22 protein-coding genes are annotated in these 24,445 nt (G+C 73.1%); 11 read left to right on the forward strand and 11 right to left on the reverse strand.

Annotation, left to right across the window (positions count from 1 at the left end; genetic code table 11):
- Nucleotides 1-242 precede the first annotated feature (242 nt).
- The 5 genes from ACFY8W_RS34145 to ACFY8W_RS34165 all read right to left on the reverse strand — a co-directional run bounded on the left by ACFY8W_RS34145 (nucleotide 243) and on the right by ACFY8W_RS34165 (nucleotide 6,506).
- Nucleotides 243-1,718, reverse strand: coding sequence for an aldehyde dehydrogenase family protein (locus tag ACFY8W_RS34145; RefSeq protein ID WP_391113927.1), 1,476 nt, complete (start codon nucleotides 1,716-1,718; stop codon nucleotides 243-245).
- Nucleotides 1,715-3,454, reverse strand: coding sequence for an amidohydrolase family protein (locus tag ACFY8W_RS34150; protein WP_391113930.1), 1,740 nt, complete (start codon nucleotides 3,452-3,454; stop codon nucleotides 1,715-1,717). The genes ACFY8W_RS34145 and ACFY8W_RS34150 overlap by 4 nt, the downstream gene beginning before the upstream one ends.
- A gap of 126 nt (nucleotides 3,455-3,580) precedes the next feature.
- Complete coding sequence (locus tag ACFY8W_RS34155; RefSeq protein WP_391113933.1) at nucleotides 3,581-4,705, reverse strand: LLM class flavin-dependent oxidoreductase; 1,125 nt, start codon at nucleotides 4,703-4,705, stop codon at nucleotides 3,581-3,583.
- Between the two features lie 102 nt (nucleotides 4,706-4,807).
- The gene (locus ACFY8W_RS34160; protein WP_391113936.1) at nucleotides 4,808-5,569 is read right to left on the reverse strand and encodes a glucose 1-dehydrogenase; all 762 of its coding nucleotides are present in this window, start codon (nucleotides 5,567-5,569) and stop codon (nucleotides 4,808-4,810) included.
- 13 nt (nucleotides 5,570-5,582) lie between these two features.
- Nucleotides 5,583-6,506 (reverse strand): TIGR03619 family F420-dependent LLM class oxidoreductase, encoded by a 924-nt coding sequence (locus ACFY8W_RS34165; RefSeq protein ID WP_391113939.1) that lies wholly within the window; start codon nucleotides 6,504-6,506, stop codon nucleotides 5,583-5,585.
- Between the two features lie 137 nt (nucleotides 6,507-6,643).
- Between ACFY8W_RS34165 and ACFY8W_RS34170 the strand changes: the two genes are divergently transcribed.
- Genes ACFY8W_RS34170 through ACFY8W_RS34180 form a run of 3 tightly spaced genes read left to right on the forward strand, consistent with a single transcriptional unit; the run spans nucleotide 6,644 to nucleotide 7,557 of the window.
- Entirely contained in the window at nucleotides 6,644-6,913 is a 270-nt protein-coding gene (locus tag ACFY8W_RS34170; RefSeq protein ID WP_391113942.1) for a hypothetical protein, read from the forward strand.
- Nucleotides 6,910-7,302 carry a type II toxin-antitoxin system VapC family toxin gene (locus ACFY8W_RS34175; protein ID WP_391113945.1) on the forward strand — a complete coding sequence of 131 codons (393 nt, stop codon included), beginning with the start codon at nucleotides 6,910-6,912 and terminating at the stop codon, nucleotides 7,300-7,302. Before ACFY8W_RS34170 ends, ACFY8W_RS34175 begins: the two co-directional genes overlap by 4 nt.
- Nucleotides 7,303-7,308: 6 nt before the next feature.
- Nucleotides 7,309-7,557 carry a hypothetical protein gene (locus tag ACFY8W_RS34180; RefSeq protein ID WP_391113948.1) on the forward strand — a complete coding sequence of 83 codons (249 nt, stop codon included), beginning with the start codon at nucleotides 7,309-7,311 and terminating at the stop codon, nucleotides 7,555-7,557.
- A 37-nt stretch (nucleotides 7,558-7,594) separates the two neighbouring features.
- Here ACFY8W_RS34180 and ACFY8W_RS34185 read toward each other — a convergent pair whose 3' ends face one another.
- The gene (locus ACFY8W_RS34185) at nucleotides 7,595-8,812 is read right to left on the reverse strand and encodes an amidohydrolase family protein (RefSeq protein ID WP_391113951.1); all 1,218 of its coding nucleotides are present in this window, start codon (nucleotides 8,810-8,812) and stop codon (nucleotides 7,595-7,597) included.
- A 167-nt stretch (nucleotides 8,813-8,979) separates the two neighbouring features.
- Here ACFY8W_RS34185 and ACFY8W_RS34190 point away from each other — a divergent pair, with 167 nt between their 5' ends.
- The 3 genes from ACFY8W_RS34190 to ACFY8W_RS34200 all read left to right on the forward strand — a co-directional run bounded on the left by ACFY8W_RS34190 (nucleotide 8,980) and on the right by ACFY8W_RS34200 (nucleotide 13,570).
- Complete coding sequence (locus ACFY8W_RS34190) at nucleotides 8,980-12,132, forward strand: BTAD domain-containing putative transcriptional regulator (RefSeq protein ID WP_391113954.1); 3,153 nt, start codon at nucleotides 8,980-8,982, stop codon at nucleotides 12,130-12,132.
- 246 nt (nucleotides 12,133-12,378) lie between these two features.
- Nucleotides 12,379-12,570 carry a hypothetical protein gene (locus ACFY8W_RS34195; RefSeq protein ID WP_391113957.1) on the forward strand — a complete coding sequence of 64 codons (192 nt, stop codon included), beginning with the start codon at nucleotides 12,379-12,381 and terminating at the stop codon, nucleotides 12,568-12,570.
- Between the two features lie 514 nt (nucleotides 12,571-13,084).
- The gene (locus ACFY8W_RS34200) at nucleotides 13,085-13,570 is read left to right on the forward strand and encodes a hypothetical protein (RefSeq protein ID WP_391113960.1); all 486 of its coding nucleotides are present in this window, start codon (nucleotides 13,085-13,087) and stop codon (nucleotides 13,568-13,570) included.
- Between the two features lie 79 nt (nucleotides 13,571-13,649).
- Here the strand turns inward: ACFY8W_RS34200 and ACFY8W_RS34205 are convergent, their stop codons facing one another.
- Complete coding sequence (locus ACFY8W_RS34205) at nucleotides 13,650-15,194, reverse strand: FadD3 family acyl-CoA ligase (protein ID WP_391113963.1); 1,545 nt, start codon at nucleotides 15,192-15,194, stop codon at nucleotides 13,650-13,652.
- 86 nt (nucleotides 15,195-15,280) lie between these two features.
- Here ACFY8W_RS34205 and ACFY8W_RS34210 point away from each other — a divergent pair, with 86 nt between their 5' ends.
- Genes ACFY8W_RS34210 through ACFY8W_RS34220 form a run of 3 tightly spaced genes read left to right on the forward strand, consistent with a single transcriptional unit; the run spans nucleotide 15,281 to nucleotide 17,650 of the window.
- Nucleotides 15,281-16,423 carry a lipid-transfer protein gene (locus tag ACFY8W_RS34210; RefSeq protein ID WP_391113966.1) on the forward strand — a complete coding sequence of 381 codons (1,143 nt, stop codon included), beginning with the start codon at nucleotides 15,281-15,283 and terminating at the stop codon, nucleotides 16,421-16,423.
- Nucleotide 16,424: 1 nt separating this feature from the next.
- The gene (locus ACFY8W_RS34215) at nucleotides 16,425-16,856 is read left to right on the forward strand and encodes an OB-fold domain-containing protein (protein ID WP_391113969.1); all 432 of its coding nucleotides are present in this window, start codon (nucleotides 16,425-16,427) and stop codon (nucleotides 16,854-16,856) included.
- Nucleotides 16,853-17,650 carry an enoyl-CoA hydratase-related protein gene (locus ACFY8W_RS34220; RefSeq protein WP_391113972.1) on the forward strand — a complete coding sequence of 266 codons (798 nt, stop codon included), beginning with the start codon at nucleotides 16,853-16,855 and terminating at the stop codon, nucleotides 17,648-17,650. The genes ACFY8W_RS34215 and ACFY8W_RS34220 overlap by 4 nt, the downstream gene beginning before the upstream one ends.
- A 100-nt stretch (nucleotides 17,651-17,750) precedes the next feature.
- Here the strand turns inward: ACFY8W_RS34220 and ACFY8W_RS34225 are convergent, their stop codons facing one another.
- Both ACFY8W_RS34225 and ACFY8W_RS34230 read right to left on the reverse strand, forming a co-directional pair.
- Nucleotides 17,751-18,251, reverse strand: a complete 501-nt coding sequence (locus ACFY8W_RS34225) for a hypothetical protein (RefSeq protein WP_391113975.1) — start codon at nucleotides 18,249-18,251, stop codon at nucleotides 17,751-17,753.
- A gap of 121 nt (nucleotides 18,252-18,372) precedes the next feature.
- Complete coding sequence (locus ACFY8W_RS34230; protein WP_391113978.1) at nucleotides 18,373-18,972, reverse strand: hypothetical protein; 600 nt, start codon at nucleotides 18,970-18,972, stop codon at nucleotides 18,373-18,375.
- A 138-nt stretch (nucleotides 18,973-19,110) separates the two neighbouring features.
- Between ACFY8W_RS34230 and ACFY8W_RS34235 the strand changes: the two genes are divergently transcribed.
- Nucleotides 19,111-19,848, forward strand: coding sequence for a hypothetical protein (locus tag ACFY8W_RS34235; protein WP_391113981.1), 738 nt, complete (start codon nucleotides 19,111-19,113; stop codon nucleotides 19,846-19,848).
- A gap of 32 nt (nucleotides 19,849-19,880) precedes the next feature.
- On the opposite strand, the gene ACFY8W_RS34240 is transcribed toward ACFY8W_RS34235, so the two are convergent.
- Together ACFY8W_RS34240 and ACFY8W_RS34245 are read right to left on the reverse strand one after the other, a co-directional pair.
- Complete coding sequence (locus tag ACFY8W_RS34240; RefSeq protein WP_391113983.1) at nucleotides 19,881-22,349, reverse strand: PQQ-binding-like beta-propeller repeat protein; 2,469 nt, start codon at nucleotides 22,347-22,349, stop codon at nucleotides 19,881-19,883.
- Between the two features lie 99 nt (nucleotides 22,350-22,448).
- Nucleotides 22,449-23,312, reverse strand: coding sequence for a VOC family protein (locus ACFY8W_RS34245; RefSeq protein ID WP_391113986.1), 864 nt, complete (start codon nucleotides 23,310-23,312; stop codon nucleotides 22,449-22,451).
- A 334-nt stretch (nucleotides 23,313-23,646) separates the two neighbouring features.
- Here ACFY8W_RS34245 and ACFY8W_RS34250 point away from each other — a divergent pair, with 334 nt between their 5' ends.
- Nucleotides 23,647-24,294: a TetR family transcriptional regulator gene (locus tag ACFY8W_RS34250; protein ID WP_391113988.1), complete on the forward strand. Its 648-nt coding sequence runs from the start codon at nucleotides 23,647-23,649 to the stop codon at nucleotides 24,292-24,294.
- The last annotated feature ends 151 nt before the right edge of the window (nucleotides 24,295-24,445 follow it).

The raw sequence follows: 24,445 nt of genomic DNA on the forward strand, positions 1-24,445 counted from the left end.
GCGGTTTCCACATCCGGAAGATCGAACTCCGCCCACTGCGACGATCTTCACCTTGCATTGCGAGGTCAAAATCGGACGCCTGCCAATGATTGAAAGATCGACGACCAGGGCGGACCGACCAACCGGTAGGCCCGTCGCCGGGTGTCCGATATGCGGGAACCGCAGCTGCGCCCCAAATGTCCGTTTTCAAATTTTCCCGAGGAATTTTCGAGGCGCTCCTCACCCCGTCGCCCGGGCTCCGCTCATCCCGGCCAGACGACCGCCTGCAGCTCGCTGTACGCGTGCAGCGCGTACGAGCCCACGTCCCGGCCGACCCCGCTCTTCTTGAAGCCGCCGAACGGCGCCTCCATGTTCCGGCCGATGGTGTTGATCCCGACCCCGCCGGCCCGCAGCCGCCCCGCGACACGGAAAGCGCGGGCGACGTCCCCGGACCACACGTAGTCGATCAGTCCGTAGTCGCTGTCGTTCGCGAGCGCGACGCCCTCCTCCTCGTCGTCGAAGGGCACCACCACGACCACCGGGCCGAAGATCTCCTCGCGCACCACCCGCATCTCGTTGGTGCAGTCCGCGAGCAGGGTCGGCGCCACGTAGAAACCGCGCTCCAGCCCCGGTCCGGCCGGCCGCTCGCCGCCCGCGACCACCCGCGCGCCCTCCTTCCTGCCCAGCTCGACGTAGGACTCCACGCGGTCGCGGTGCGCCGCCGAGATCACCGGGCCGACGACCGTGCCCGGCGCCGCCGGGTCGCCGACCGTGAGGTGGCCGACGTAGCCGGTCAGCTTCTCGACCAGCCGCTCGTAGATCCCGCGCTGGGCGAGCACCCGGGTCGGGGCCGTGCAGATCTGCCCGCTGTAGAAGGAGAAGGTCGTCCCGATGCCCGTCATCGCGGCGTCCAGGTCGGCGTCGTCGAAGACCAGCGCCGCGCCCTTGCCGCCCAGCTCCATCAGCTGCCGCTTCAGCTGCCGCCCGCACACCGCGCCGATCGCCTGGCCCACGGCCGTGGAGCCGGTGAAGGAGACCATGTCGACCGCCGGGGAGTCCACGGCCGCCTCGCCCACCGCGGGCGCCGAACCGGTGACGACGTTGACCACCCCGGCCGGGACGCCCGCCTCCGCCAGGGCCCGGGTCATCGCGAACACCGACAGCGGGTCCTGCGGGGCCGGCTTCACCACGACCGTGTTGCCCATGGCGAGCGCCGGGGCGATCTTGCCGGCCGGATTGGCCCAGGGGTTGTTGTACGAGGTGATGCAGGTGACCACGCCCACCGGGCGCCGTACCGCCACCGCCCCGAAGACGCCCGCCCGGCCCATCGGCCCGGCCTCGTTGATCTGCGGCGGCAGTGCCTGCTCGACCGGCTCCAGGGCGCCGCGCGCGTACCGCCGGAAGCGGGCGGAGCCCACGGCCACCTGCATCCCGCGCGCGGTGGCGGTGGTGGCGCCGGTCTCGGCACGGGCGAGCAGCGTGTTCGCCTCGGCGTCCCGGGCCATGAGGTCCGCGGCCCGGTCCAGGACCGCCGCCCGCTCCTCCGGCTTCGTGCGCGACCAGGTCGCGAAGGCCTCGCGGGCCGCCTCGGCCGCTTCGTACACCTGGGCGCGTGAGGCCTCGGGGGCGTACCCGACGACCTCCTCGGTGGCGGGGTCGACCACCTCGTAACGGCCGCCGTCGGGCTCGACCCACTCTCCCCCTATGTAGAGGCGCTCGGTCCTCGGCTCCTGCGTCATCGCGTGCTCACCGTCCTCGTGTCACGGCCCGAGCGCAGGACGCGCCCCGGGATCGCGCCCGTCACCTCGTCGTCCCGTACCGTCTCCACGCCGTTGACCCGCACCGACACGATGCCGACCGCGCGGGAGTCCAGGCGCGGGCTGTCGCCCGGCAGGTCGTGGACGAGGGTCGCCGGGCCCGCGTCGATCCGCTCGGGGTCGAAGAGGACGAGGTCGGCGTGGTATCCCTCGGCGATCCGGCCCCGCTCGCGCAGCCCGAAGAGCCGGGCCGGGTCGTCGCTGAGCATCTTCACGGCCTGCTCCAGCGGCACCAGCTTCCGGCCGCGCAGGCAGTCCCCGAGGAAGCGGGTGGTGTACGGCGCCCCGCACATCCGGTCCAGGTGGGCTCCCGCGTCGGAGCCGCCGAGCAGCACGTCCTCGTGCTGCCAGGTCTCCGCGCGCAGCGCCCAGGAGGCCGGGTCGTTGTCGGTGGGCATCGGCCACAGGACGGTGCGCAGGTCGTCGTTGGCGCAGATCTCGACGAGGCACTGGAAGGGGTCCTGGCCGCGTTCGGCGGCGACGTCCTGCACGACGCGCCCGGTGAGGCCCTCGTTCTCCCGGGAGTACGTGTCCCCGATGACGTACCGGCCGAAGTTCGCGAGGCGCCGGAAGACGCCGGCCTCCTTGGAGTCGGCGCGGCGCAGCATCCCGGCGCGGACGTCCGGGTCGCGGAGCTTCGCGATCCGCTCGGGGACGGGGAGGGACAGCACCTCGCCCCAGCCCGGGATGAGGTTGAGGGCGCAGAAGGTGCCGAGCGACATGTTCATTGGCGTGAGGATCGGCATGGTGAGGGCGACGATCCTGCCGCCGGACTTGCGGGCCCGCTCGGAGGCGAGGAGCTGGCGCGGGACGCGCTCGGGCACGGTGGCGTCGATGGTGAGGACGTTCCAGTTGAGGGGCCGTCCCGCGGCGGCGCTCATCTCGACGAAGAGGCCGATCTCGGCATCCGAGAACTGGTCGAGGCAGCCGGCCACGATCGCCTCCAGCTGGGTGCCCTCGTGCTCGCCGACCGCCTTCGACAGGGCGATCAGCTCGGCGGGCTCCGCGTGGCGGGAGGCGACGGGGGCGCCGTCACCGTCGGAGTGGGTGGCGGACTGGGTGGTGGAGAGGCCCCAGGCGCCGGCCTCCATGGCCTGTCCGAGCAGCTCGACCATCTGCCGGAGCTGTTCGGCGGTGGGCTGCCCGCCGACGGCGTCGGCGCCCATGACGTACCGCCGCAGGGCGCAGTGCCCGACCATGAACCCGGCGTTGACGGCGATCCGTCCTTCGAGGGCGTCCAGGTACTCGGCGAAGGAGGACCAGCTCCAGTCGACGCCCTCTTCGAGCGCGGCGAGGGCCATGCCCTCGACCTTGGACATCATGCGGCGCGTGTAGTCGGCGTCGGCGGGCCGGCCGGGGTGGAGCGGGGCGAGGGTGAAGCCGCAGTTGCCGCCGGCGACGGTGGTGACGCCGTGGTTCATGGAGGGCGTGGCGTACGGGTCCCAGAAGAGCTGGGCGTCGTAGTGGGTGTGCGGGTCGACGAAGCCGGGCGCGAGGACGAGGCCGGAGGCGTCCTCCTCGGTACGGGCCTCCTCGCCGACCGTGCCCGCCTCGGCGACGACGGCGATCCGCCCGTCCCGTATCCCGACGTCGGCGGTGAAGGCGGGCGCGCCGGTGCCGTCCACGACGGTGGCGCCCCTGATGAGGTGATCGAGCATGGCGTTCCCTTTCTGCACGTGGACACGGGTGTGCCCCGGACCGGGGCCGCCGCGGAACGGCCTCCGGCCGGGGCCGGTACGGGGCGGCGGTCCGGGAAGACACCGCCCCGCGCTGGGTGGGGCCCGTCAGCTGCCGGCCGACTGCCGGAAGCGGGTGGTGCGGTGGACGGGGTCCGTGTCGATCTCCGGGATGACGTGCTCGCCGATCAGCTTGATCGTGTTCATCGTGTCCTCGTAGGAGATGCCGATCGGCAGGCCGAAGGACAGCTGGTCGGCGCCCGCCTGTTCCCAGCGCTTGCACTGGGCCAGGACCTCGCTCGGGTCGCCGCAGATCATCAGCTCCTCCTGGATGAGGAGTTCGATGATCTCGGCGGAGTACTCCGGCAGCAGCTCGGGCCACTCGGGGATGCCCTCGGGGCGCGGGAAGGTGTCGTGGTAGCGGAAGAGCAGCGACTGGAGGTAGTTGAGGCCGCCGCCGACGGCGATCTCGACGGCCTTGTCGTGGGTCTCGGCGCAGATCGCCGTGGAGGTCACCATGACGTTGTCGTTGACGAAGTCGCCGACCGCCCTGGCCTCCTTGACCGCGGTCTTGTACGACTCGACGACCCACTCCATGTCGGAGACCTTCTGCACGCTGAAGCCGAGGACGCCGAGGCCCTTCTTCCCCGCCATGGCGTACGAGGAAGGGGAGCCGGCCGCGTACCACATGGCCGGGTGGGACCTGCCGTACGGCTTGGGCAGGATCTTGCGCGGAGGGAGCGACCAGTGCTTGCCCTGGAACCCCTCGTACTCCTCCTGGAGCCACATCTTGGGGAACTCGGCGATCGTCTCCTCCCAGATCTCCTTGGTGTGGTTCATGTCCGTGATGCCCGGAAAGAACCCGAGGATCTCGTGGGAGCCGGCACCGCGGCCGGAGCCGAACTCGAAGCGCCCGCCGGAGAGGTGGTCGAGCATGGCGACCTTCTCGGCGACCTTCACCGGGTGGTTGACCTGGGCGAGCGGGTTGAAGATGCCGGAGCCGAGGTGGATGCGCTCGGTGGCGTGGGCGAGGTAGCCGAGGTAGACGTCGTTGGCGGAGAGGTGGGAGTACTCCTCCAGGAAGTGGTGCTCGGAGGCCCAGGCGTACTTGAACCCGGACCCGTCCGCCTGGATGACGTACTCGGTCTCCTCCATGAGGGCCTTGTGCTCGGCTTCGGGATCGGTCTCGGCGCGCTTGCCGACGTATCCCTGTACGAAGATCCCGAATTCCACGGAAGGTCACCGTCCTCGTGAGTTTCTGACGTGTCGTCAGATTCTTTGATGTGCCCGGGCCTGTCAATACCTGATTGACCGTCAGATCCTTTGCCGGATGGGTCAGAAGAGCTTCACACCCGCGAGCCAGCCCCCGTCGATCACGAACGGCTGACCGGTGATGTACGAGGAGTCCTCGGCGGTCAGGAAGAGCGCGAGGGCCGCCACCTCCTCCGGGCGGCCGATCCGCCCCAGCGGCACGAGGTTCCGGTAGAGCTCGGCGGTGGCCGCCGGGTCCACGCCCTCCGGGTTGCTCATCGCGGTGTCGATCGCGCCCGGGCAGACCGCGTTGACGCGGATGCCCTTCGCCGCCAGCTCCACGGCCGCGACCCGGGTGAGCCCGAGCACGGCGTGCTTGCTGGCGGCGTAGGCGCCGACCCCGGCCATCCCGGTCACGCCGGTGTACGAGGCGGTGTTGACGATCGTGCCGCCGCCGGCCGCCTCGATCTCGGGCGCGACCGTACGGATCCCCAGGAAGCAGCCGACCTGGTTGACCTGGACGATCGCCTGGAACTCCGCCAGGGGCGTGGAGACCAGCTCGTTGAAGCGCAGGATGCCCGCGTTGTTCACCAGGCCGTCGATCCGCCCGAAGCGGTCCTTCGCGACGGCCACGGCGCCCGACCAGTCGTCCTCGCTCGTCACGTCGAGGCGGACGTACGCCGCCCGCTCCTCCCCCAGCTCCTTGGCCAGCGCCTCGCCCTGGTCGTCGAGCACGTCCCCGAGGACGACCCTCGCCCCCTCGGCGGCGAAGAGCCGCGCCTCCTGCTCGCCCTGTCCGCGCGCCGCGCCCGTGATGACGACGACGCGCCCGTCCAGTTTGCCCATGACCGCCGGCTCCTCAGTTCAGGTGGGGGGCGACCTCGGCCGCGAACGCGGCCATCTGGTCGACGAGTTCGGTGCGGCTCCGGGAGCGGAACCGCACCTGGATCTGGTGCACGCCCATCTCTCCGTAGGCGCGCAGGGATTCGGCGAGCGCCTGCGGCTTGCCGCTCAGGGTGCGCCGGCCGGTGTCCCAGCCGGGCTCGCCCACGTACAGCGCCTCGGTGATCGCGCCGACGGTGAACGGCGCCTCGACACCGGCCTCCTCGCGCAGCCGCCGCAGCTTCGCGATCTGCTCGGCGAGCCGGCCGCGCGGGTCCCCCTGCGGCAGCCAGCCGTCGCCCTTGAGCGCGGCCCGGCGCACGGCGGCGGGCGATGAGCCGCCGACCCAGACGGGCACGCGCGCCTGCGCGGGCCGGGGTCGCTGGCCGAGGTCCCGGAAGGAGAAGCGCGGGCCGTCGTGCTCCGGGAACTCCTCGGGCCCGAGCGCCGCCCGCAGCGCGTCGACGGTCTCGTCGAGCACGCCGCCGCGCCCGGCGAAGTCCGCCCCGACCGCTTCGAACTCCTCCTGGACGTGCCCGGCCCCGACCCCGAGGACCAGCCGGCCCCCGGAGAGGTGGTCGAGCGTCGCGTACGCCTTGGCGGTGACGAGCGGGTGGCGCAGTCCCACGACGGCGACGTGCGAGAGCAGCCGGACCCGCTCGGTGGCGGCGGCGAGGTAGGCGAGCGTGGCCACCGGGTCGTACCAGACGGTGCTCATCGCCCCGGCGAGCCGGCGCGGGATGGCGACGTGGTCGCAGCACGCGACGTAGTCGAAGCCGTGCGCGTCGGCCGCGCGGGCGACGGCGAGCAGGTCGGCGGGCCCGGCGGCGGCCTCCCAGGACTCGGCGTAGAGCGTGCTCTGGGACTGGACGGGCAGTTGGATCCCGTAGACGACGGCCACGAGGACTCCCTATCTGACGTTCCGTCAGTTCTGGTCGAGGGCTCATGCTGTCCGCTGACGCGTCGTCAGGCAAGAGGTGCGGTGAAGGGGGCGGCAAATAACAATCGAATTGACAATTGGCTGCCATCATTCACTCCGTGAGCGAGCAGCCCGGCCCCGGCGAGGGCCCGACCCGACCCGTCTCCGTCTCCCTGCACGAGGGGATCGCCGCGCTCAAGGAGCGCACCGGCAGGCGCGGCATGTCCGCGTACATCGAGTCCCTCATCCAGCGCCAGCTGGAGCGGGAGCGGCTGCGTGAGCTGATCGAGGACGCCGAGGCGGAACTCGGCCCGGCCGACGCCGCCGCCGTCGAGGCGAAGCGCGCCATGCTCCGCGGCGAGACCACGGGGCCGGCGGACGCCGCGTGAGCGGGACACTCGTTCTGGACTGCGAGGGCCTGTCCCTGCTGGTACGGCGCTCCACGACCCTCCTTGAATGGCTCGTCGCGGCCGAGGCCGAGGACATCCGGGTCGTGACCAGTTCCGTCACCCTCGTCGAGGCCCGGGACGCCCGGGTCCCCCAGGCCCGCTTCGACTACGCCGTCTCGCGCGTGAACGTGATTCCCCCCAGCGAGACCATCGCCCGCCTGGCCTGCAAGCTCCTGGCGGGTGCCGCCCTGCACGGCCACAAGTACGCCCTCCACGCCCTCGTGGCCGCGACGGCGCTGTCCTCTCCGGCGCCGGTGACGGTCCTGACCTCGGCCCCTGAGGATCTGGCCGCTCTGTGCGGGCCCGGCATCCGCGTGATCAAGATCTGAGCGACGGTGGCCCGGATCGACATGGACGAGGAGCCGGAGCCGCTGGAGCGCGCGGCACGCATCGGCAGCCACTTCGAGCGCGCACGCCAGTGGCAAACGGTCGAGGACGCCGGGCTCCGGCATCGGACCGGGAAGCGGTCCGTCCGTGACGCCGTGGGGTGCGCGGCCCTCGCCGACTCCCAGGACGACGAGGACCGCGCCCACGCCGCCGCGCGGCGGCCGCGCGACAGGAGGCGTACCGGCCCGGCCGGGTGACTTCGAAGAACCGGGCCCGGCCGGTGGACGCAGCCCGTCACGGCCGCCAGAGGCCGTCCTCCGTCAGCCCGAGCAGGTCGATCGCGTTGCCACGCACGATCCGCTCGACGACGTCCGGCGCCAGGTGGCCCATCTGGGCCTCGCCGACCTCCCGCGACTTGGGCCACGTGGAGTCCGAGTGCGGGTAGTCCGTCTCGTACAGCACGTTGCCCACCCCGATCGCGTCGAGGTTGCGCAGCCCGAAGGCGTCGTCGAAGAAGCATCCGTAGACGTGCTCGGCGAACAGCTCCGACGGCGGTCGCAGCACCTTCTCCGCCACCCCGCCCCAGCCGCGGTTCTCCTCCCACACCACGTCGGCGCGCTCCAGGATGTACGGGATCCAGCCGATCTGGCCCTCGGCGTACATGATCCGGAGGTTCGGGAAGCGCTCGAACTTGCCGCTCATCAGCCAGTCGACCATCGAGAAGCAGCAGTTGGCGAAGGTGATGGTGGAGCCGACGGCGGGCGGCGCGTCGGCGGACGTGGACGGCATCCGGCTGGACGAGCCGATGTGCATCGCCACGACGGTGCCGGTCTCGTCGCAGGCCCGCAGGAACGGGTCCCAGTGGTCGGTGTGGACCGAGGGCAGCCCGAGGTGCGGCGGGATCTCGGAGAAGGCGACGGCGCGGACGCCGCGTGCGGCGTTGCGGCGCACCTCGGCGGCGGCGAGCTCCGGATCCCAGAGCGGGATCAGGGTCAGCGGGATCAGCCGGCCCCGCGCCTCGGGGCCGCACCACTCCTCGACCATCCAGTCGTTGTAGGCGCGGACGCCGAGGAGACCGAGTTCACGATCGGAAGCTTCGGTGAAGGTCTGTCCACAGAACCGGGGGAACGTGGGGAAGCAGAGCGCCGACTGGACGTGGTTGACGTCCATGTCGGCGAGCCGGTCGGGCACGGAGTAGGAGCCCGGCCGCATCTGCTCGTAGGTGATCACCTCGAGCCGTATCTCGTCGCGGTCGTAGCCGACGGCGGTGTCGAGCCGGGTGAGGGGCCGGTGCAGGTCCTCGTAGACCCACCAGTCGCCGACGGGGCCTTCGTCCCCTTTGGCACCCATCACGGGGGCGAACTTTCCGCCCAGAAAGGTCATTTCCTTCAGCGGGGCACGGACGATCCGGGGGCCGGTGTCGCGATACCGGGACGGGAGCCGGTCCTGCCAGACGTGCGGGGGCTCCACGGTGTGGTCGTCCACCGAGATGATCTTGGGGAAGCTCTCCATGCGTTTCACGGTAGCGCCGATCTGACGATCCGTCAGCAAACTGGTGCGGGCGGAGCACCCGGCGGCCGGTCCGCGCCCGCGGGGATCGGCCGACCCGATGCTGACGCGCGCCCTCCGGACAAGGCAGACTGTCTCGGGCGAAACCAGCTGTACGGGCAGGGGGACATATGGACCGTGAGAACGGGCCGCGCGTTCCGGAACAGCGGACTCCGGCACCGGGTTCCGCCAGGACCGGCACCAGGCCTGCCGACGACGCGCGCTCCGGCGTACCCGACGGGACCGGGGCGGGCGGGGTGAGCGGCGCGCTCGGCGACGGTGCCGACGCAAGTAGGGCCCCGGGCCCCGCCGCGGACTCCGGCGGTACGGCTCCGGCCTCCCGGACGGACTCCGGCGGTACGGCCCCGGGCCCCGCCGCGGACTCCGGCGGTACCGGGCTCAGCTTCGCCGTGCTCGGACCCGTGCGCGCCGCCCGGGGCGGCGAGCCGCTGCCCACCGGGTCGCCGCAGCAGCGCGCCCTGCTCGCCGCCCTGCTCCTGCGGGACGGACGCACCGCCACCGCCTCCGAGCTGATCGACGCCATCTGGGGCGAGGACCCGCCGTCCCAGGCGCTCGCCGCCGTCCGTACGTACGCCTCCCGGCTGCGCAAGGCGCTCGACCCGGGCGTCCTCGTCAGCGAGTCCGGCGGCTACGCCCTGCGCACCACCGCCCTCGACCTCACCCGGGCCCACGACCTCGCCGCCGAGGCGGAGAAGCTGCGCGCGGCCGGGCGCCGCGGCGCCGCCCGCGACCGGCTGAACGAGGCGCTCGCCCTGTGGGACGGCGAGGCTCTCGCCTCCGTCCCGGGCCCGTACGCCGAGACCCAGCGCACCCGCCTGGAGGAGTGGCGGCTCCAGCTCCTGGAGAGCCGGCTCGACCTCGACCTGGACGTCGGCGCGCACGCCGAGGCGGTCTCGGAGCTCACCGCGCTGACCGCCGCCCACCCGCTGCGCGAGCGCCTGCGCGAACTCCTCATGCTCGCCCTGTACCGGTCCGGCCGGCAGGCCGAGGCGCTCGCGGTCTACGCCGACACCCGGCGGCTGCTCGCCGACGAGCTGGGCGTCGACCCCAACCCCGAACTCTCCCGGCTCCAGCAGCGCATCCTGCAGGCCGACGCGGAACTCGCCCGGCCCGTGGAGGAGTCGGCGCCGGCCGCCGCGCCCGTCGCCCGGCCCGCCCAGCTGCCCGCCACGGTCCCGGACTTCACCGGCCGGGCCGCCTTCGTACGCGAACTGGGCGCCCGGCTCGCGACCGCGGAGGGCTCCGTCATGGCCGTGTCCGCGCTCGCCGGCATCGGCGGCGTCGGCAAGACGACGCTCGCCGTGCACGTCGCCCACGAGGCCCGGCCGCACTTCCCCGACGGCCAGCTGTACGTCGACCTCCAGGGCGCCGGGGCGCGGTCCGCGGCGCCGGAGGCCGTGCTCGGCGCGTTCCTGCGCGCCCTCGGCACGCCCGACTCGGCGATCCCCGACTCGCTCGACGAGCGGGCGGCGCTCTACCGCTCGACGCTCGACGGCCGCCGGGTCCTGGTGCTGCTCGACAACGCGCGGGACGCCGCGCAGATCCGTCCGCTGCTTCCCGGCACGGCGGGCTGCGCGGCCCTCGTGACCAGCCGGATCCGCATGGTCGACCTGGCGGGCGCGCATCTGGTGGACCTGGACGTCATGTCGCCCGAGGAGGCGCTGCAGCTCTTCACCCGGATCGTGGGCGAGGAGCGGGTGCGGGCGGAGCGGGAGGCGGCCCTCGACGTGGTCGCGGCCTGCGGTTTCCTCCCCCTCGCGATCCGCATCGCGGCGTCGCGCCTCGCGGCGCGGCGCACGTGGACGGTCTCCGTCCTGGCGGCGAAGCTCGCGGACGAGCGCCGCCGCCTCGACGAGCTGCAGGCCGGCGACCTGGCCGTCAAAGCCACCTTCGAGCTCGGCTACGGCCAGCTGGAGCCGGCCCAGGCCCGCGCCTTCCGTCTCCTGGGCCTCGCCGACGGCCCGGACATCTCGCTGGCGGCGGCCGCGGCGGTGCTCGACCTCCCGGAGTGGGAGACCGAGGACCTGCTGGAGGCCCTGGTCGACACCTCCCTCGTGGAATCCGCGGCCCCCGGCCGCTACCGCTACCACGACCTGGTCCGGCTCTACGCGCGTGCGTGCGCGGAACGCGACGAACACCCGCCGGTGGAACGGGAGCTGGCCCTGTCGCGGCTGCTCGACTTCTACCTGGCGACGGCGGCGCAGGTCTACGCGATCGAGCGGCCGGGCGACCGGACGGTGGACCACCTCGAGACCACCGGCCGTGCCGGGCTCTCGTTCGCCGACGCGGGGCAGGCACTGGACTGGCTGCACGCCGAGGCGGACTGCGTGCTCGCGTGCGCCCAGCAGTCGCTGGCCCGGCCGTTCGTGCGCCGCGCCGTCGACCTCCTGATGGCCGCCAAGGACCTCGCCGAGTCGGGGGCCAACGCACACCGCTACGAGACCGCGGCGAAGGCGGTCCGCGACGCCGCCCGCGCCTTCGGCGACGCCCACTCCGAAGGGCGGGCCCGCACGACCCTCAGCCAGCTGTACAGCACGGCGGGACGGTTCGAGGAGGCCGCGGAGGAAGCCGGCGCCGCCGACGCGCTGAGCCGGGTGTCCGGGGATCCCTGGACGCTGGCGAACGCGCCGAACGAGCGGGGCATCCTCGCGCTCTACGAGAACCGCCACGCCGACGCCGAGGCCCATCTGTCCAAGGCGCGCGAGGCGTTCCGCGCCGACGCGAACCGGCCGGGCGAGGCGAGCGCGCTCTGCAACCTGTCACGGGTGCACCTGGCGACGGGCCGGGTGGCCGGTGCGGTGGACCTGGCGAAGCAGGGCATCGCGATCTACGAGTCCGCGGACGCCGGCCTGGCGCTGCGGCTCGCGAACGGCAAGTACGCCCTGGGCCTGGCGCTCACGGCGGCCGGGCAGACCGCCCGCGCGGGCGAGGTGCTGACCGAGGCGCTGGCGGTGTTCCAGGAGAGCCGGCAGCAGCTCTGGCACGGGATGACCCTGTTCCGGATCGCCGAGGTCCACCTGGCCGACCGCAAGCACGCGTCCGCCGCGTCCAGCGCCGAGCAGGCCCTTTCCGTGCTCCACGGCATCGGCGGCGACTGGCGGCGGGCGAACGTCCTGACCGTCCTGGGCCGCAGCCTGGCCGGGCTCGGACAGATCGGCCGGGCGCAGGCCTGTTGGGGCGACGCCCTCGCGGTCTTCGAGCAGCTGGACTCCCCGGAGGCGGAGGCCGTCCGGGCCCTGCTCCACCCGGCCGCCGCGGCGTGACCTGCGCCCGGCCCGGGCCCCGGGGGTCCCGGCCCCCGGGGCCTGGACTGGGCGTTCATCGTTCGTTTATCGCCACGCGTCATTCTCGGAGTTGTCGATCCGTCGCGTCGGGGGGCAGGCGAATCGGCACGAGGCCCCACCGTTAAGGTGATCGGCTTTGGACGTCGTCCGCCCGGCGATTCACGGGGGAGTTGCCGGGCGGACGGCTCTACTATCCGCCTTTCGACGATTTCAGGAGTCGACTCCATGGCCGACAACCTCAAGCCCGCTGACTCGCACGCCACCGGCGAGGACATCACCACGCTGGACTCGCACGCCACCAGCGAGCCGATCAAGCCGCTCGACACGCAGGCCGGCGACATCACGACGCTGGACTCCCACGCCACCAGCGAGCCGATCAAGCCGCTGGACTCCCACGCGACCGGCGGGACGATCTGACGGTACGGCCACGAGCTGTTCCACCACGGGGGACGGTTCCGGCGGCGCCATCGGGGGAGTCGCCGGGGCCGAGCGGGAGCCGTACGGAGGGAGCGCGGGCTCGGGGGACGCCCGAGGGGACCGGGGGGAAGCCTGGGGCAGGGCCCGCACGACGCGTACGGAACCGATGAGGAGGGGCCGGGCAGCAGCCCGGCCCCTCCTTCGCGCGCCGGGCACGGATCTCCGCCGCACCCACGCCCGCGACCTGACGGATTCAGCCAACCTGGCTCGCACCCGCGTTCGATCCGTCCGATGATCGATCGTGTCCGGCACGGCAGGTGGTGGGGACCACCGACCGTGCGGGGCGAGGCACGCCACGCGCGCGCAAAGGGGGGAGGGCCCGGACCGGTGACACCGGTCCGGGCCCTTGGCGTGCTGCCGCCGTGCGCCGGGGCGTACGCCTCTTCCACTCCATCGGGCGACGTCCGTCCGCTTCCCGGCCGGCCGGCGCCGGCCCGCTTCTAGCCTCCGGACCATGGAGCAGGAGAGCAGGGGAGTCGTCGACCAGGCCGCGCTGTGGTCGGCCTCCCTCGCCGCGGTGATCACGCTGTCGCTGGGCGAGGGGCGCTACGACTGGCTGAGCTTCGCGCTCGGGGTGACGCTGGCGCTGCAGATCGCCACCTTCTACCGGCCCGCGCGGCACGAGCCGGGCAGCCGGGGCGCGCGGGGCGTCGCGGCGGCCGGGTTCGGGGCGGTCGGCGGGCTCGTGGGGACGATGGTGCTGGCGTGGCCGGTGCAGATCGCCGTGGGGACGCCGAGCCTGTGCCACCGCATGGACGCGGCCGGGGAGGCGGACCTGGCGGACTGCGCGGGGGACGCGGCCTATCCCTGGCTGGGCGTGGTGTGGCTGACGTCCGCGCTGGTGCTCGGCTGCTGGCACTGGTTCGGCGTGGTGGAACGGCAACCGTCCCCCGACCGCACCGGCCCCGAGCCCACCGGCCCGGAACCCGCGGCGACCTGAGCGCACCGACCCGGAAACCGCGGCGCCCTGAGCCCACCGGCCCGAACCCGCAACAGCTTGCGCCCACCGGGCCCCGCGCTCAGCGCGCCCGTTGCGCCCGCAGCTCCCCCTTCACCACCTTCCCGCTCGCGTTCCTCGGGAGCTCCGTGACGAACTCGACCTCCCGCGGCACCTTGTAGTTGGCCATCTCGCGGCGCGACCACGCGATCAGGTCGTCCGCCGTCACCCGCGCCCCCGGGCGCCGTACCGCGAAGGCCTTGCCCACCTCGCCGAGCCTCGGGTCCGGGATGCCGATGACGGCGACGTCGGCGATGTCGGGGTGGAGGCCCAGGAGCTGCTCGATCTCCGCCGGGTAGGCGTTGAAGCCGCCGACGATGAACATGTCCTTGATCCGGTCCGTGATGCGGAGGTTCCCCGCCCCGTCCAGGACGCCCACGTCACCCGTGTGCAGCCAGCCGTCCCCGTCGACCGCCGCCGCCGTCGCCTCGTCGTCCTCGAAGTAGCCGCGCATCACGTTGAAGCCGCGGACCAGCACCTCGCCCGTCGCCGAGAGGCGGACCTCCGTGCCGGGGATCGCCCGGCCCGAGGTCGTCGCGACCACCTCCGCCGGGTCGCCGCGCCGGCACATCGTCACGATGCCGCTCGCCTCGGAGAGGCCGTACGCCGTGAGGACCGTGGCGACGCCGAGTTCCGTGCGGAGGCGTTCGACGAGCCGGAGCGGGACGACCGCCGCGCCGGTGACGACCAGGCGGAGGGTGGACAGGTCGTGGGCGGCGCGGGACGGGTGGTCGAGGAGCGACTGGTGGAGGGTCGGCGGGCCGGGCAGGACCGAGATCCGCTCCGCCGCGATGTTCGCCAGGACCGTGTCCACGTTGAAGACGGGCTGCGGGACCATCACGGCCCCGCGCAGCAGACAGGCGATGATGCCGGCCTTGTAGCCGAAGGTGTGGAAGAAGGGGTTCACGATCAGGTAGCGGTCGCCCTCGCGGAGGCCCGCCAGCTCGCTCCACACCTCGTAGCAGCGCAGGGTCTGCCCGTGGGTGATGACGGCGCCCTTCGGGCGGCCCGTCGTGCCCGAGGTGTAGACGATGTCCGAGGGGGACGACGGCGCGACGGCGGCCGCCCGCGCCCGCACCTCCTCCGGCGCCACCGCGTCGCCCTCCGCGAGGAAGGACTTCCAGGTCGTGTAGGCCGGGTCGTCCGGCACCGTGTCGCTGAAGACCACCACCCGTCGCAGGTCAGGCAGTTCCGCCTCCGCGCGGCGCAGGGACGCCACGTACGAGGTGCCCAGGAAGGTGCCCGTGACGAACAGCAGCCGCGCCCGTGAGCGGGCCAGCACGTCCGCCGCCTCCGTGCCCTTGAAGCGGGTGTTCAGCGGGACCAGCACCGCGCCCGCCGTGACCGCGCCGAGCGCCGAGACGATCCAGTCGAGGGTGTTGGGCGCCCAGACCGCGACCCGGTCCCCCGCGCGTACGCCCGCCGCGAGGCACGCGGCCGCCGCCCGTTCGACGCGGGCGCCGAGTTCGGCGTACGAGACGCGGGTGCGGCCCTCGACGACCGCCTCGCCCGGCCCGTACCGCTCGGCCGCCCAGCGCACCAACTCCGGTATCGAGCCGTACTCCATCGCCGTCCACCTCCCGTAGCTGACTATCCGTCAGATTAGCTGTAGCCTGACGCGCTGTCAGCAATGAGGACACCGAGGGGGCCGCCGTGCTCAAGGACCGCACAGCCATCGTCGGGATAGGCCAGACGCCTTTCGCCAAACGCCTCCCCGAGTCCGAGAAGACCCTCGCCTGCCGGGCGGTCCTCGCCGCCCTCGACGACGCCGGCATCGCGCCCGCCGAGGTCGACGCCTTCGCCTCGTACACGATGGAGGAGACCGACGAGGTCGAGGTCGCCAAGGCGATCGGCGCCGGCGACGTCACCTTCTTCTCCAAGGTCGGGTACGGCGGCGGGGGCTCCTGCGCCACCGTCGCCCACCTCGCCGCCGCCGTCGCGACCGGGCAGGCGAGCGTCGGCGTCGCCTGGCGCTCGCGGAAGCGGGGCAGCGGGCCCCGGCCCTGGAAGAACACCGCCGTCCAGCTGCCCACGCCCGGGCAGTGGACCCGGCCCTTCGGGCTGCTCCGGCCCGCCGACGAGATCGGCATGCTCACCCGCCGCTACATGCACGAGTACGGCGCCACCCGCGACCACCTCTTCAACGTCGCCCTCGCCTGCCGCAACCGGGCCAACCAGAACCCGGACGCGATCATGTACGAGCGACCGCTGACCCGCGAGATGTACATGACCTCACGCTGGATCAGCGAACCCCTCTGCCTCTTCGACAACTGCCTGGAGACGGACGGGGCACTGGCGTGCGTGATCGTCTCCGCCGAGCGCGCCCGCGACTGCCGGCGGAAGCCCGTCTACGTCCACTCCGCCGCCCAGGGCCTGCCCGCCCAGCACCACGGCATGGTCAACTACTGGAACGACGACCCGCTCTCCGGCCCCGCCTGGACCGCCGCCCGCCACCTGTGGAAGACCGCCGACTTCGGCCCCGAGGACGTCGACGTCGCCCAGATCTACGACGCCTTCACCCCGCTCGTCCCGCTCTCCCTGGAGGGCTACGGCTTCTGCGGCCGGGGCGAGGGCGGCGCGTTCACCGAAGGCGGCGCGCTGGAGATCGGCGGCAGGCTGCCGCTCAACACCGGCGGCGGCGGGCTCTCCGAGGCGTACGTCCACGGCTTCAACCTCATCAACGAGGGCGTGAAGCAGCTCCGCGGCACCTCCACCGCCCAGGTCCCGAACGCGACCACCTGCCTCGTCACCGCCGGCGAGGGCGTCCCCACATCCGCGATCCTGCTCAGGAGTTGAGATGCTCACACCCGTCATCGACGAGGACGGCGCCCCCTTCTGGGAGTACGCAGCCCGCGGCGAGCTCCGGATCCAGGCCTGCGCGGCCGAGGGCTGCGGCGAACTCCGCTTCCCGCCCCGCCCCTGCTGCCCGCACTGCCAGTCCTTCGACAGCGAGTGGCGGCTCATGTCCGGACGGGGCCGGATCTGGTCCTTCGTCCTGCCCCATCCGCCGCTCCTGCCCGACTACGCCGACCAGGCCCCGTACAACGCCGTCCTCGTCGAACTCGCCGAAGCCCCCCGCATCCGCCTCGCCGGCAACGTGGTCAGCGCACCCGACGCGCCCCTGAACTCCGTCGATCCCACGCGGCTGCGCATCGGCGCCGCCGTGAAGGCCGTCTTCACCGAGATCGACGGCGTCACCGTGCCCCGCTGGATCCTGGAGCGCGGATGAGCACGCCCGGCATCGCGCTGGAACGCGACAAGGAGCGCGGGATCGCCGTCGTCACCCTCGACCGGGCCGGCAAGCACAACGCGATCACCCTCGACATGGCCCGCGAGCTCGGCGAGACCTGGCGGCGGCTGCGGTACGAGGACGAGGTCAGGGCGGTCGTCGTCACCGGCGCCGGCGGGCGCGCTTTCTGCACGGGCATCGACCGGGACGACGCCGGACGCGTGCCCCAGCCCTCCTCGCCCTACGCGATCGACGACCCGCTCGTCGCCATCGGACCCAAGGCCAACGACCTGTGGAAACCCGTGATCGCCGCGGTCGAGGGCATGGCCTGCGGCGGCGCGTTCTACCTGCTCGGCGAGGCCGAGTTCCTGGTCGCGGGCGAGAGCGCCGAGTTCTTCGACCCGCACACCACCTACGGCATGGTCAGCGCCTTCGAGACCATCCACATGGCGCAGAAGATGCCCTTCGGGGAGGTCGCCCGGATGGCCCTGATGGGCACCGCCGAGCGGATCTCGGCGCGGCGCGCGTACGAGACGGGCCTGGTCAGCGAACTGACCCCGGCGGGAGAGGCGCTGGCCGCCGCCGTCCGCGCCGCCGCCGTCGTCGCCGCGTACCCGACAGCGGCCGTGCAGGGCACGGTACGGGCCCTGTGGTCGGCCAAGGAGGCCGCCCGCGCCCAGGCCCTCGCCCACGCACCGCACCTGGTGACGCTCGGCAACCTGCCGGCGGACCGGCAGGCGGAGCTGTTCGGCGGGCGGGGCGGGGGCGGGAGCAAGGCCTACCACCTGCGCTGAGGCTGCGGCGCCCGGCTGCTGCCCGGCGCCGGACCGGAGCGGCGGTGCCGGGTTGTCGCGGCGCCCGGGCGGCGCCCCGGCGCCGGGCCGGAGCCGGTCGTCAGCCGATGGTGCGGTCGGCGAAGGAGACCTCGCAGCGGGTGTACTCGGAGCCGTTGCCGGAGCCGGTGTACGGGGTGCTGGCCTCGGCCGACTTCGACGCGCCGCCCTCCACCCGCAGGTCCGAGACCTGTGCGAGGGCGAGGTCGACGGTCTTCCCGGCGTCGCCCTTGAACTGCATGGTGACGTCGTAGAGGTACGCCGAGGAGTCGCTGTTGGTGATGGTCAGCTTGGCGACCAGGTTCTTGCCGTCCGCGCTCAGCGCGCACTCGTCGATCTTGACGTCACGCGAGGCGCGGTCCTTGGACGAGCCGCCGACGCCGCTGACGCTGCCCGAGGAGCTGCTCGAGTTGCTGTCGGAGCCGCTGCTGGAGCTGCCGGAGCTGCTGGATCCGTGGCTGCTGCCGCCGCCGCAGCTGGCCCCGTGGGAGCCGCGGGCGCCGGTGAGGGCGACCAGGGCGATTCCGAAGACGGCGATGGCACGGACATGACGAAGCTTCACGCTTCAACCCCCGTTGAGTGTGTGTGCGAGTGCACAGGCAGAGTGACGGTGCCCGTCCACGAAGAGCGTTGACAGGCGCACGACACCCTACTGGACTCGGGCACCCCCGAATCGCCACGCCTCAGGAGGCGCCTGCCGTGGGGCTCTGCGTGGAGGTGGGCGCAGGAGTGGCCGTGGGCGAGACCACGCGCACGTCGTACACGTAGCAGTCCTTCACCTGGCCGACGTTCTTCGGGTTCCGCATCGCAACGTCCACCGTCTTCGAGGCGTTGCCGTCCACGGAGAGCACGGTCTCGGTCCGGTCCACGGTCGAACCGCCCGCGCCCTTGAACTCCATGACCACCTTGAACGTCCGCGCGTACGAGGTCCGCGAGACGACCTTCAGGGTGGCGGTGGTGTCGGCCTTCCTGGCCGGCTTGCCCTTGCGCTTCTTCTGCGCCGGCTCGACGCAGTCGACGACGAAGGCCTCGACGTCCGAGGTCGGCGACGACGTGGCGGTCGGATCCGGCGTGTACGTGGAGCCGTTCGAGCCCGAGCCGTCGTAGTGGTCGTAGTCGTCGTTCTTCTTCTCGGAGCTGGAGCAGCCGCCGCCGCTGCTCTTGCTCTTCCCGCTCTTGCTCTTGCCACCGCCGTGGCCGCCGCTGCTGCTCGCCTGGAAGCCCGTGAGTGCGAGCACGACCACCGTGAGCGTCGCAGCCAGCTTCAGCCTGGTGCGGACCATCGCCGCTCCCCCTGTCCGTCGTTCCCGAGCTGTTTCGTCGTGTGCGCGTCACCCTAGCGCCGTCGCTCCGTCGCCTGGCGGGGCCCCCGCACCCGGCGTAGCGTCGACAGCGGGAGCCGGACCGAAGGAGGCCGATCGGTGATCCGCAACATCGTCGGTTCGGTCCTGGCGCTCGCCGGAGCGACGGCCGCCGTCTGGAGCCCCTTCCGTGCCTGGTACGACGGCCGTCACGGGCGCGACTACCCGATCGAGGACCTGTTCACGGGCATCACCGACGCCAAGGCCGACGTGATGACCTCGATCCTGCTGCCCTTCCTCTTCGCCGCCCTCCTCACGCTGGTCGGCGTCGTGTTCCGCAGCCGGTGGCTGGTCGCCCTCGCCGGTCTCGTCGTCCTCGGCTTCACGATCCTGTGGATGGTGCGGGTCGGGCAGGCCGAGGGCGGCCTGACCGTCGAGTCCGGCGACCGGGGTCTCGGCGACGGCGTCGCCAACGCGCTGGGCGGTGGCGTGCTGCTGCTCATCGGCGCGGTGGTGATGTCCGGGCGGCCGCGGCCGCACGCCACCCGCGTGGACCAGCCCCGCCCGCCGACCCGTCCGACGCTCGACGGGCCGCCGTCCGACCGCCGACCGTACCCGCCCGAGCGCCCGCCGTACGGGGCGCCGCCGGACGACCAGCCGACCCGGACGTACCCCGCCCAGCCGCCCGGCGCACCGCCGCCGGACGACCAGCCGACCCGGACGTACCCCGCCCGGCCGCCCGGGGCACCGCCGCCGGAGGCCGCGCCGCCGGACAGGACCGCCCCGCCGTCGTCCTCCGACGGGCCGTGGGGCCCCGGGCGCGACGAGGGGCCGCCGCCACCGGGGCACCGGGGGTGACCGCCTGAGGGCCTCCGCGCCCCGGGTGTCCCTCACGCGCCCCGGTTCGTCGCCGTCCCCTTCACCGCGTCGAGCGCGTACACGCAGCGGTCCTTGCTGCACGCGTACACGACACCGTTCCTGGCCACCGGCGAGCCGGTGATCTCGCCGCCGGTCGCCAGCTTCCAGCGCAGCTGGCCGCCGCTCGCGTCCAGCGTGTAGAGCACGTGGTCGGCGGACCCGAAGTGCACCCGGCCGTCGGCGACCACCGGGGAGCCGATGAGCTCGCCGCCCGCCGCGAACCGCCACTTCGGGGTGCCGGTGACCGCGTCGAGGGTGTACAGCGCGCTGCCGCTGCCGACGTGGACGTGGCCGGCGGCGATCAGGACCGGCTCGGTCGACTGCCGGGGCTCGGTCGCGATCCGCCAGCGGTCCTTGCCGGTCGTGGCGTCCAGCGCGTACACCGTGCCGAGGTGGTCGGCCAGGTACACCCCGCCGCCGGTGACCGCCGGTCCCGGGGCGAACGCGGGCGGCGACAGGAACACCGCGGGCGCCTCGAAGTGCCAGCGCACGTGGCCGCTCGCGACGTCCACGGACAGCACGCGGGTGCCGGCGGCGACGTACACGCAGCCGTCCTCGGCCGGGGCGACCCGCACCGGCACCTGGGCGCAGGAGGCGGCGTCGCCGATCGGGTACGACCAGCGCTCGGCACCCGTACGGGCGTCGAGCGCGAGCAGCCGGGCGTCGCGCCACACGTAGACGGTGTCGCCGTGCACGGCGGGCCCGCCCTCGACCGTCTCGAAGTCGGTCTGGGCGCCGGTGATCTCCCACAGCTTGGCGCCGTTGGAGGCCTCCCAGGCCTGGACGCCGCCGCCGCGGGTGCCGGTGACGACGGTGCCCCGGTCCACCTGGAGGGAGTACACCCAGGCGTCCGTGTGCAGCCGCCAGCGCTCGCTGCCGTCGAGCGCGTCGAGCGCGTACAGCGTCGGCCCGTCGGAGGCGTGGATACGGCCTCCGGCCACCGCCATCGACCAGGCCACGTCGCGGGTCTTGAACTGGCGCCGGCCGCTCGCCGTGTCCAGGGCGTGCACCTCGAAGGAGGTGACGTACAGCAGGTCGCCGTCGACGACGGGCGTGCCCCACACGTCGTTCGACATGCGGAAACGCCACGGACGCCAGTGACCGGGCGCCTCCGGGGCCGGGGTCCGCGCCTCGGCGGCCCGGGCCGGCCCCGGCAGCGGACGGGAGCCGGGCGGCGGGCCCGGCTCGGCGCCGTTCGGGCCGCCGCCGGGCGGGCGGATCCAGCCGGTGGCCGTACCGGCCGCGGCGCCCGGGGCGAGGGCGACGGCCGCACGGGTGTCGGCCACCCGGGGGCCGGGGCCGATGGGCACGGCGGCGCCGGGGAGCCGTACCGGACCGGCGTCGGACTCCGCGGGGCCGGCGTGCCGCCCGCCCGCCGGACGGTCGCCCGTCGGGCGCTCGGCCGCGGGCCGGTCGGCGGCGGGCCGGCCGGTGGAGCGCGGGTCGCTTCCCCAGTCCGCGGGCTCGCGCGGAGGACGCGGCGGCACCGGCGGGTTCGCCGGGGGCGGCGGGGCCACCGGGCGGCCGCCGCGGCGGGTCTCGATCATGGCGACGGCGCTCTGCGGCAGCCAGGCCGCGGCCGTACCGCTGTCGTCCTCGCCGGAGCCGAAGAGGTGCGGCGCGAGCATGGCCTGGAGATCGGCCGGGGTGGGCCGCTTGGCCACGTCCATCTGCATGCACGCGTCGATGAGCGGACGCAGCTCGTCCGGCAGCCCCTCCAGGTCGGGACCCTCGCGCAGCAGCATGAAGACGGTCTCCACCGGGTTGGCCCCGTGGAAGGGCGCGTGCCCGGTGGCGGCGAACACCAGCATCGAGCCGAGCGAGAAGACGTCGCTCGCGCCGGTGACACTGCGCGAGTCGCGGGCCTGCTCGGGCGACATGTACGCGGGCGTGCCCACGGCGACGTTGGTCATCGTCAGCCGTGTGTTGGAGACGCCGGACGCGATGCCGAAGTCGATCACCCGGGGGCCGTCCTCGACGACGAGGACGTTGGACGGCTTGAGGTCACGGTGGACGAGCCCGGCGCCGTGGATGGACTGCAGGGCCTCGGCGACACCGGCCGCGAGCCAGCGCACCGCCTGGGCCGGGAGCGGCCCGCACTCGTTCACTATCTCTTCGAGGGAGGGCGCCGGCACGTACGCCGTGGCCAGCCACGGCACGGCGGCGCGCGGATCGGCGTCGACGACGGCCGCCGTGTAGAAGCCGGAGACCGCGCGGGCGGCCTCCACCTCGCGGGTGAAGCGGACCCGGAACAGCTGGTCCTCGGCGAGCTCCGTCCGCACGGTCTTGATCGCCACCCGTCGCCCGGACGCCGAGCGCGCGAGATAGACGAGGCCCATTCCGCCCGCGCCGAGCCGGCCCAGCACCTCGAAGGGCCCGATCCTTCTCGGGTCGTGCTGCGTCAGCTGCTCCACTTGCCTGCCACCTCCCCGTAGGGCCATGACATTACGGCCCCGTGGCCCCTGATTGTTCCTGTCCGGGGCGGTGGTTGCGAACCCGGGGGCGGATCGGGGTGTCACGGTTCATTTCGGAAGGCCGGCTCAGCCCCGCCCGCTGTGCTTCTCAGGCGACTCCCGCTGCTCCGGCGACCGCTCCGGCCGCCCGTACGGCTCCGGTGGAGCGGGCTCGTCGGGCAGCTCGGCCAGGACGGCGAAGCGGGCGCCCTGGTTGTCGCGGAGGACGGCGATGCGGCCGTGGGGGGTGTCGAACGGGTCGGTGGTGACACGGCCGCCGAGGCGGACGGCGGTGGCGCAGGTCTCGTCGCAGTCGCGCACGGCGAAGTAGACGAGGACGTGGCCCGGCATCTCGACGGGGAAGACGTCGGTGATCACGGCGCGGCCGCCGAAGGCCGTGTCGTCGCCGGGACGGGAGCCCGGCGGGGACCAGACGCGGTAGTCGAAACCGCTGTCGCGGCCCTCCTCGGCAGGGTCGACATGGCGGCCGAGCCAGCCGAAGACGGTGGCGTAGAAGGTGTCGACCGCGTCCGGCTCCCGCGTGTAGACCTCCATCCAGCAGAAGGAGCCGGGTTCGTTCGTCACCTCGAAGCCGTCGTCGTCACCGGCCTGGCGCAGTCCGAAGACGGCGCCGCCGGGATCGGCGGCGAGGGCGAGGACGCCGAAGGGGCCGACGGGGTACGGCTCCATGACCATCTGCCCGCCGGCCGCCTTGACCCGCGCGGCGAGGGCGCCGGCGTCGTCGGCGGCCAGGTAGACGGTCCAGGTGGTGGGCATGCGGCCGTCCCGCTTGGGCACGAGCCCCGCGACCCGCCGCCCGAGGAGCAGCGCCTCGTCCCGGTCGGGGTCGAAGCTCCAGCCGAAGAGCTCACCGTAGAACCGCTTGCCCGCCTCGAGGTCGGGAAGCTGCGCGTCCACCCAGCACGGGGTGCCCTGTTCGAATACGGCCATGGCACCAGAATGGGTCCGCTTCTCCGGTATCGCACCCTTCCGCAAAGGAACGTTTGTCCCATTACGGGGTCTGGGGGCCTTGTCCCGCCTGGGTTGTCCACCGAAGTTATCCACAGACTGTTAATAAGCCTATCGAGGGCCGTCACCTCCGCGTCGGCCCCGGGTCCGAGCTCCGCACCGGCCGTCCGTGCCCCCGCGCGAGGGTCAGCGCGGACCCTCGCCCGACCCCCGCCCGACCCCCTGCCCGGCCCGTCGCCCGCCCCCTGCTGGAGGGCCCGCACCCATTTGCAGTCGGCCGAATCGCGCGTCGATCACCCCTCGGTAAGCTGACGGCATGACAGGACAAGTACGCACCGTCGACGGCCGCGTGGCCGGACGACGCGGCCAGGCGACGCGGCAGAAGCTGCTCGACTGCCTCGGCGAGATGCTCAGCTCCTCGCCCTACCGGGACGTCAAGGTCATCGACGTGGCCCGGAAGGCGGGTACTTCACCCGCGACGTTCTACCAGTACTTCCCTGACGTCGAGGGCGCCGTCCTCGAGATCGCGGAGGAAATGGCCAAGGAGGGCGCCGGGTTGACCGAACTGGTCAGCGGGCGCTCCTGGGTCGGCAAGGCCGGCTGGCAGACCTCCGAGGACCTGGTCGAGGGATTCCTGGACTTCTGGCGCAGGCACGACGCGATCCTGCGGGTGGTGGACCTCGGGGCCGCGGAGGGCGACAAGCGCTTCTACAAGATCCGCATGAAGATCCTGAACTCGGTCACCAACTCCCTGACGGACGCGGTGAAGGAGCTCCAGTCGAAGGGCAAGGTCGACAAGGACGTCAGCCCCGCGGCGATGGCGGGCTCGCTGGTGGCGATGCTGGCGGCCGTCGCCGGTCACCAGAAGGGCTTCCAGACCTGGGGCGTGAAGCAGGCCGAACTCAAGCCGAACCTCGCCCTGTTGGTGCATCTGGGGATCACGGGCAAGAAGCCGACGAAGTAATCCCCTCCCCTTCACCCGTCCTGTCGCGGCCGGCGGCGGTCCCGTATCCCTGCATCCTGCAGGAGGTGCGGGACCGCCGCCGGTCTGCTTTCACCCCTCCGGCTTCCGCCTTCCGGCTTCGGCCCTTGCGACTTCCGCCCCTCCGACTTCC

Origin of the sequence: Streptomyces sp. NPDC012637 (genome assembly GCF_042954805.1) — a bacterium.
Classification (GTDB): Bacteria; Actinomycetota; Actinomycetes; order Streptomycetales; family Streptomycetaceae; genus Streptomyces.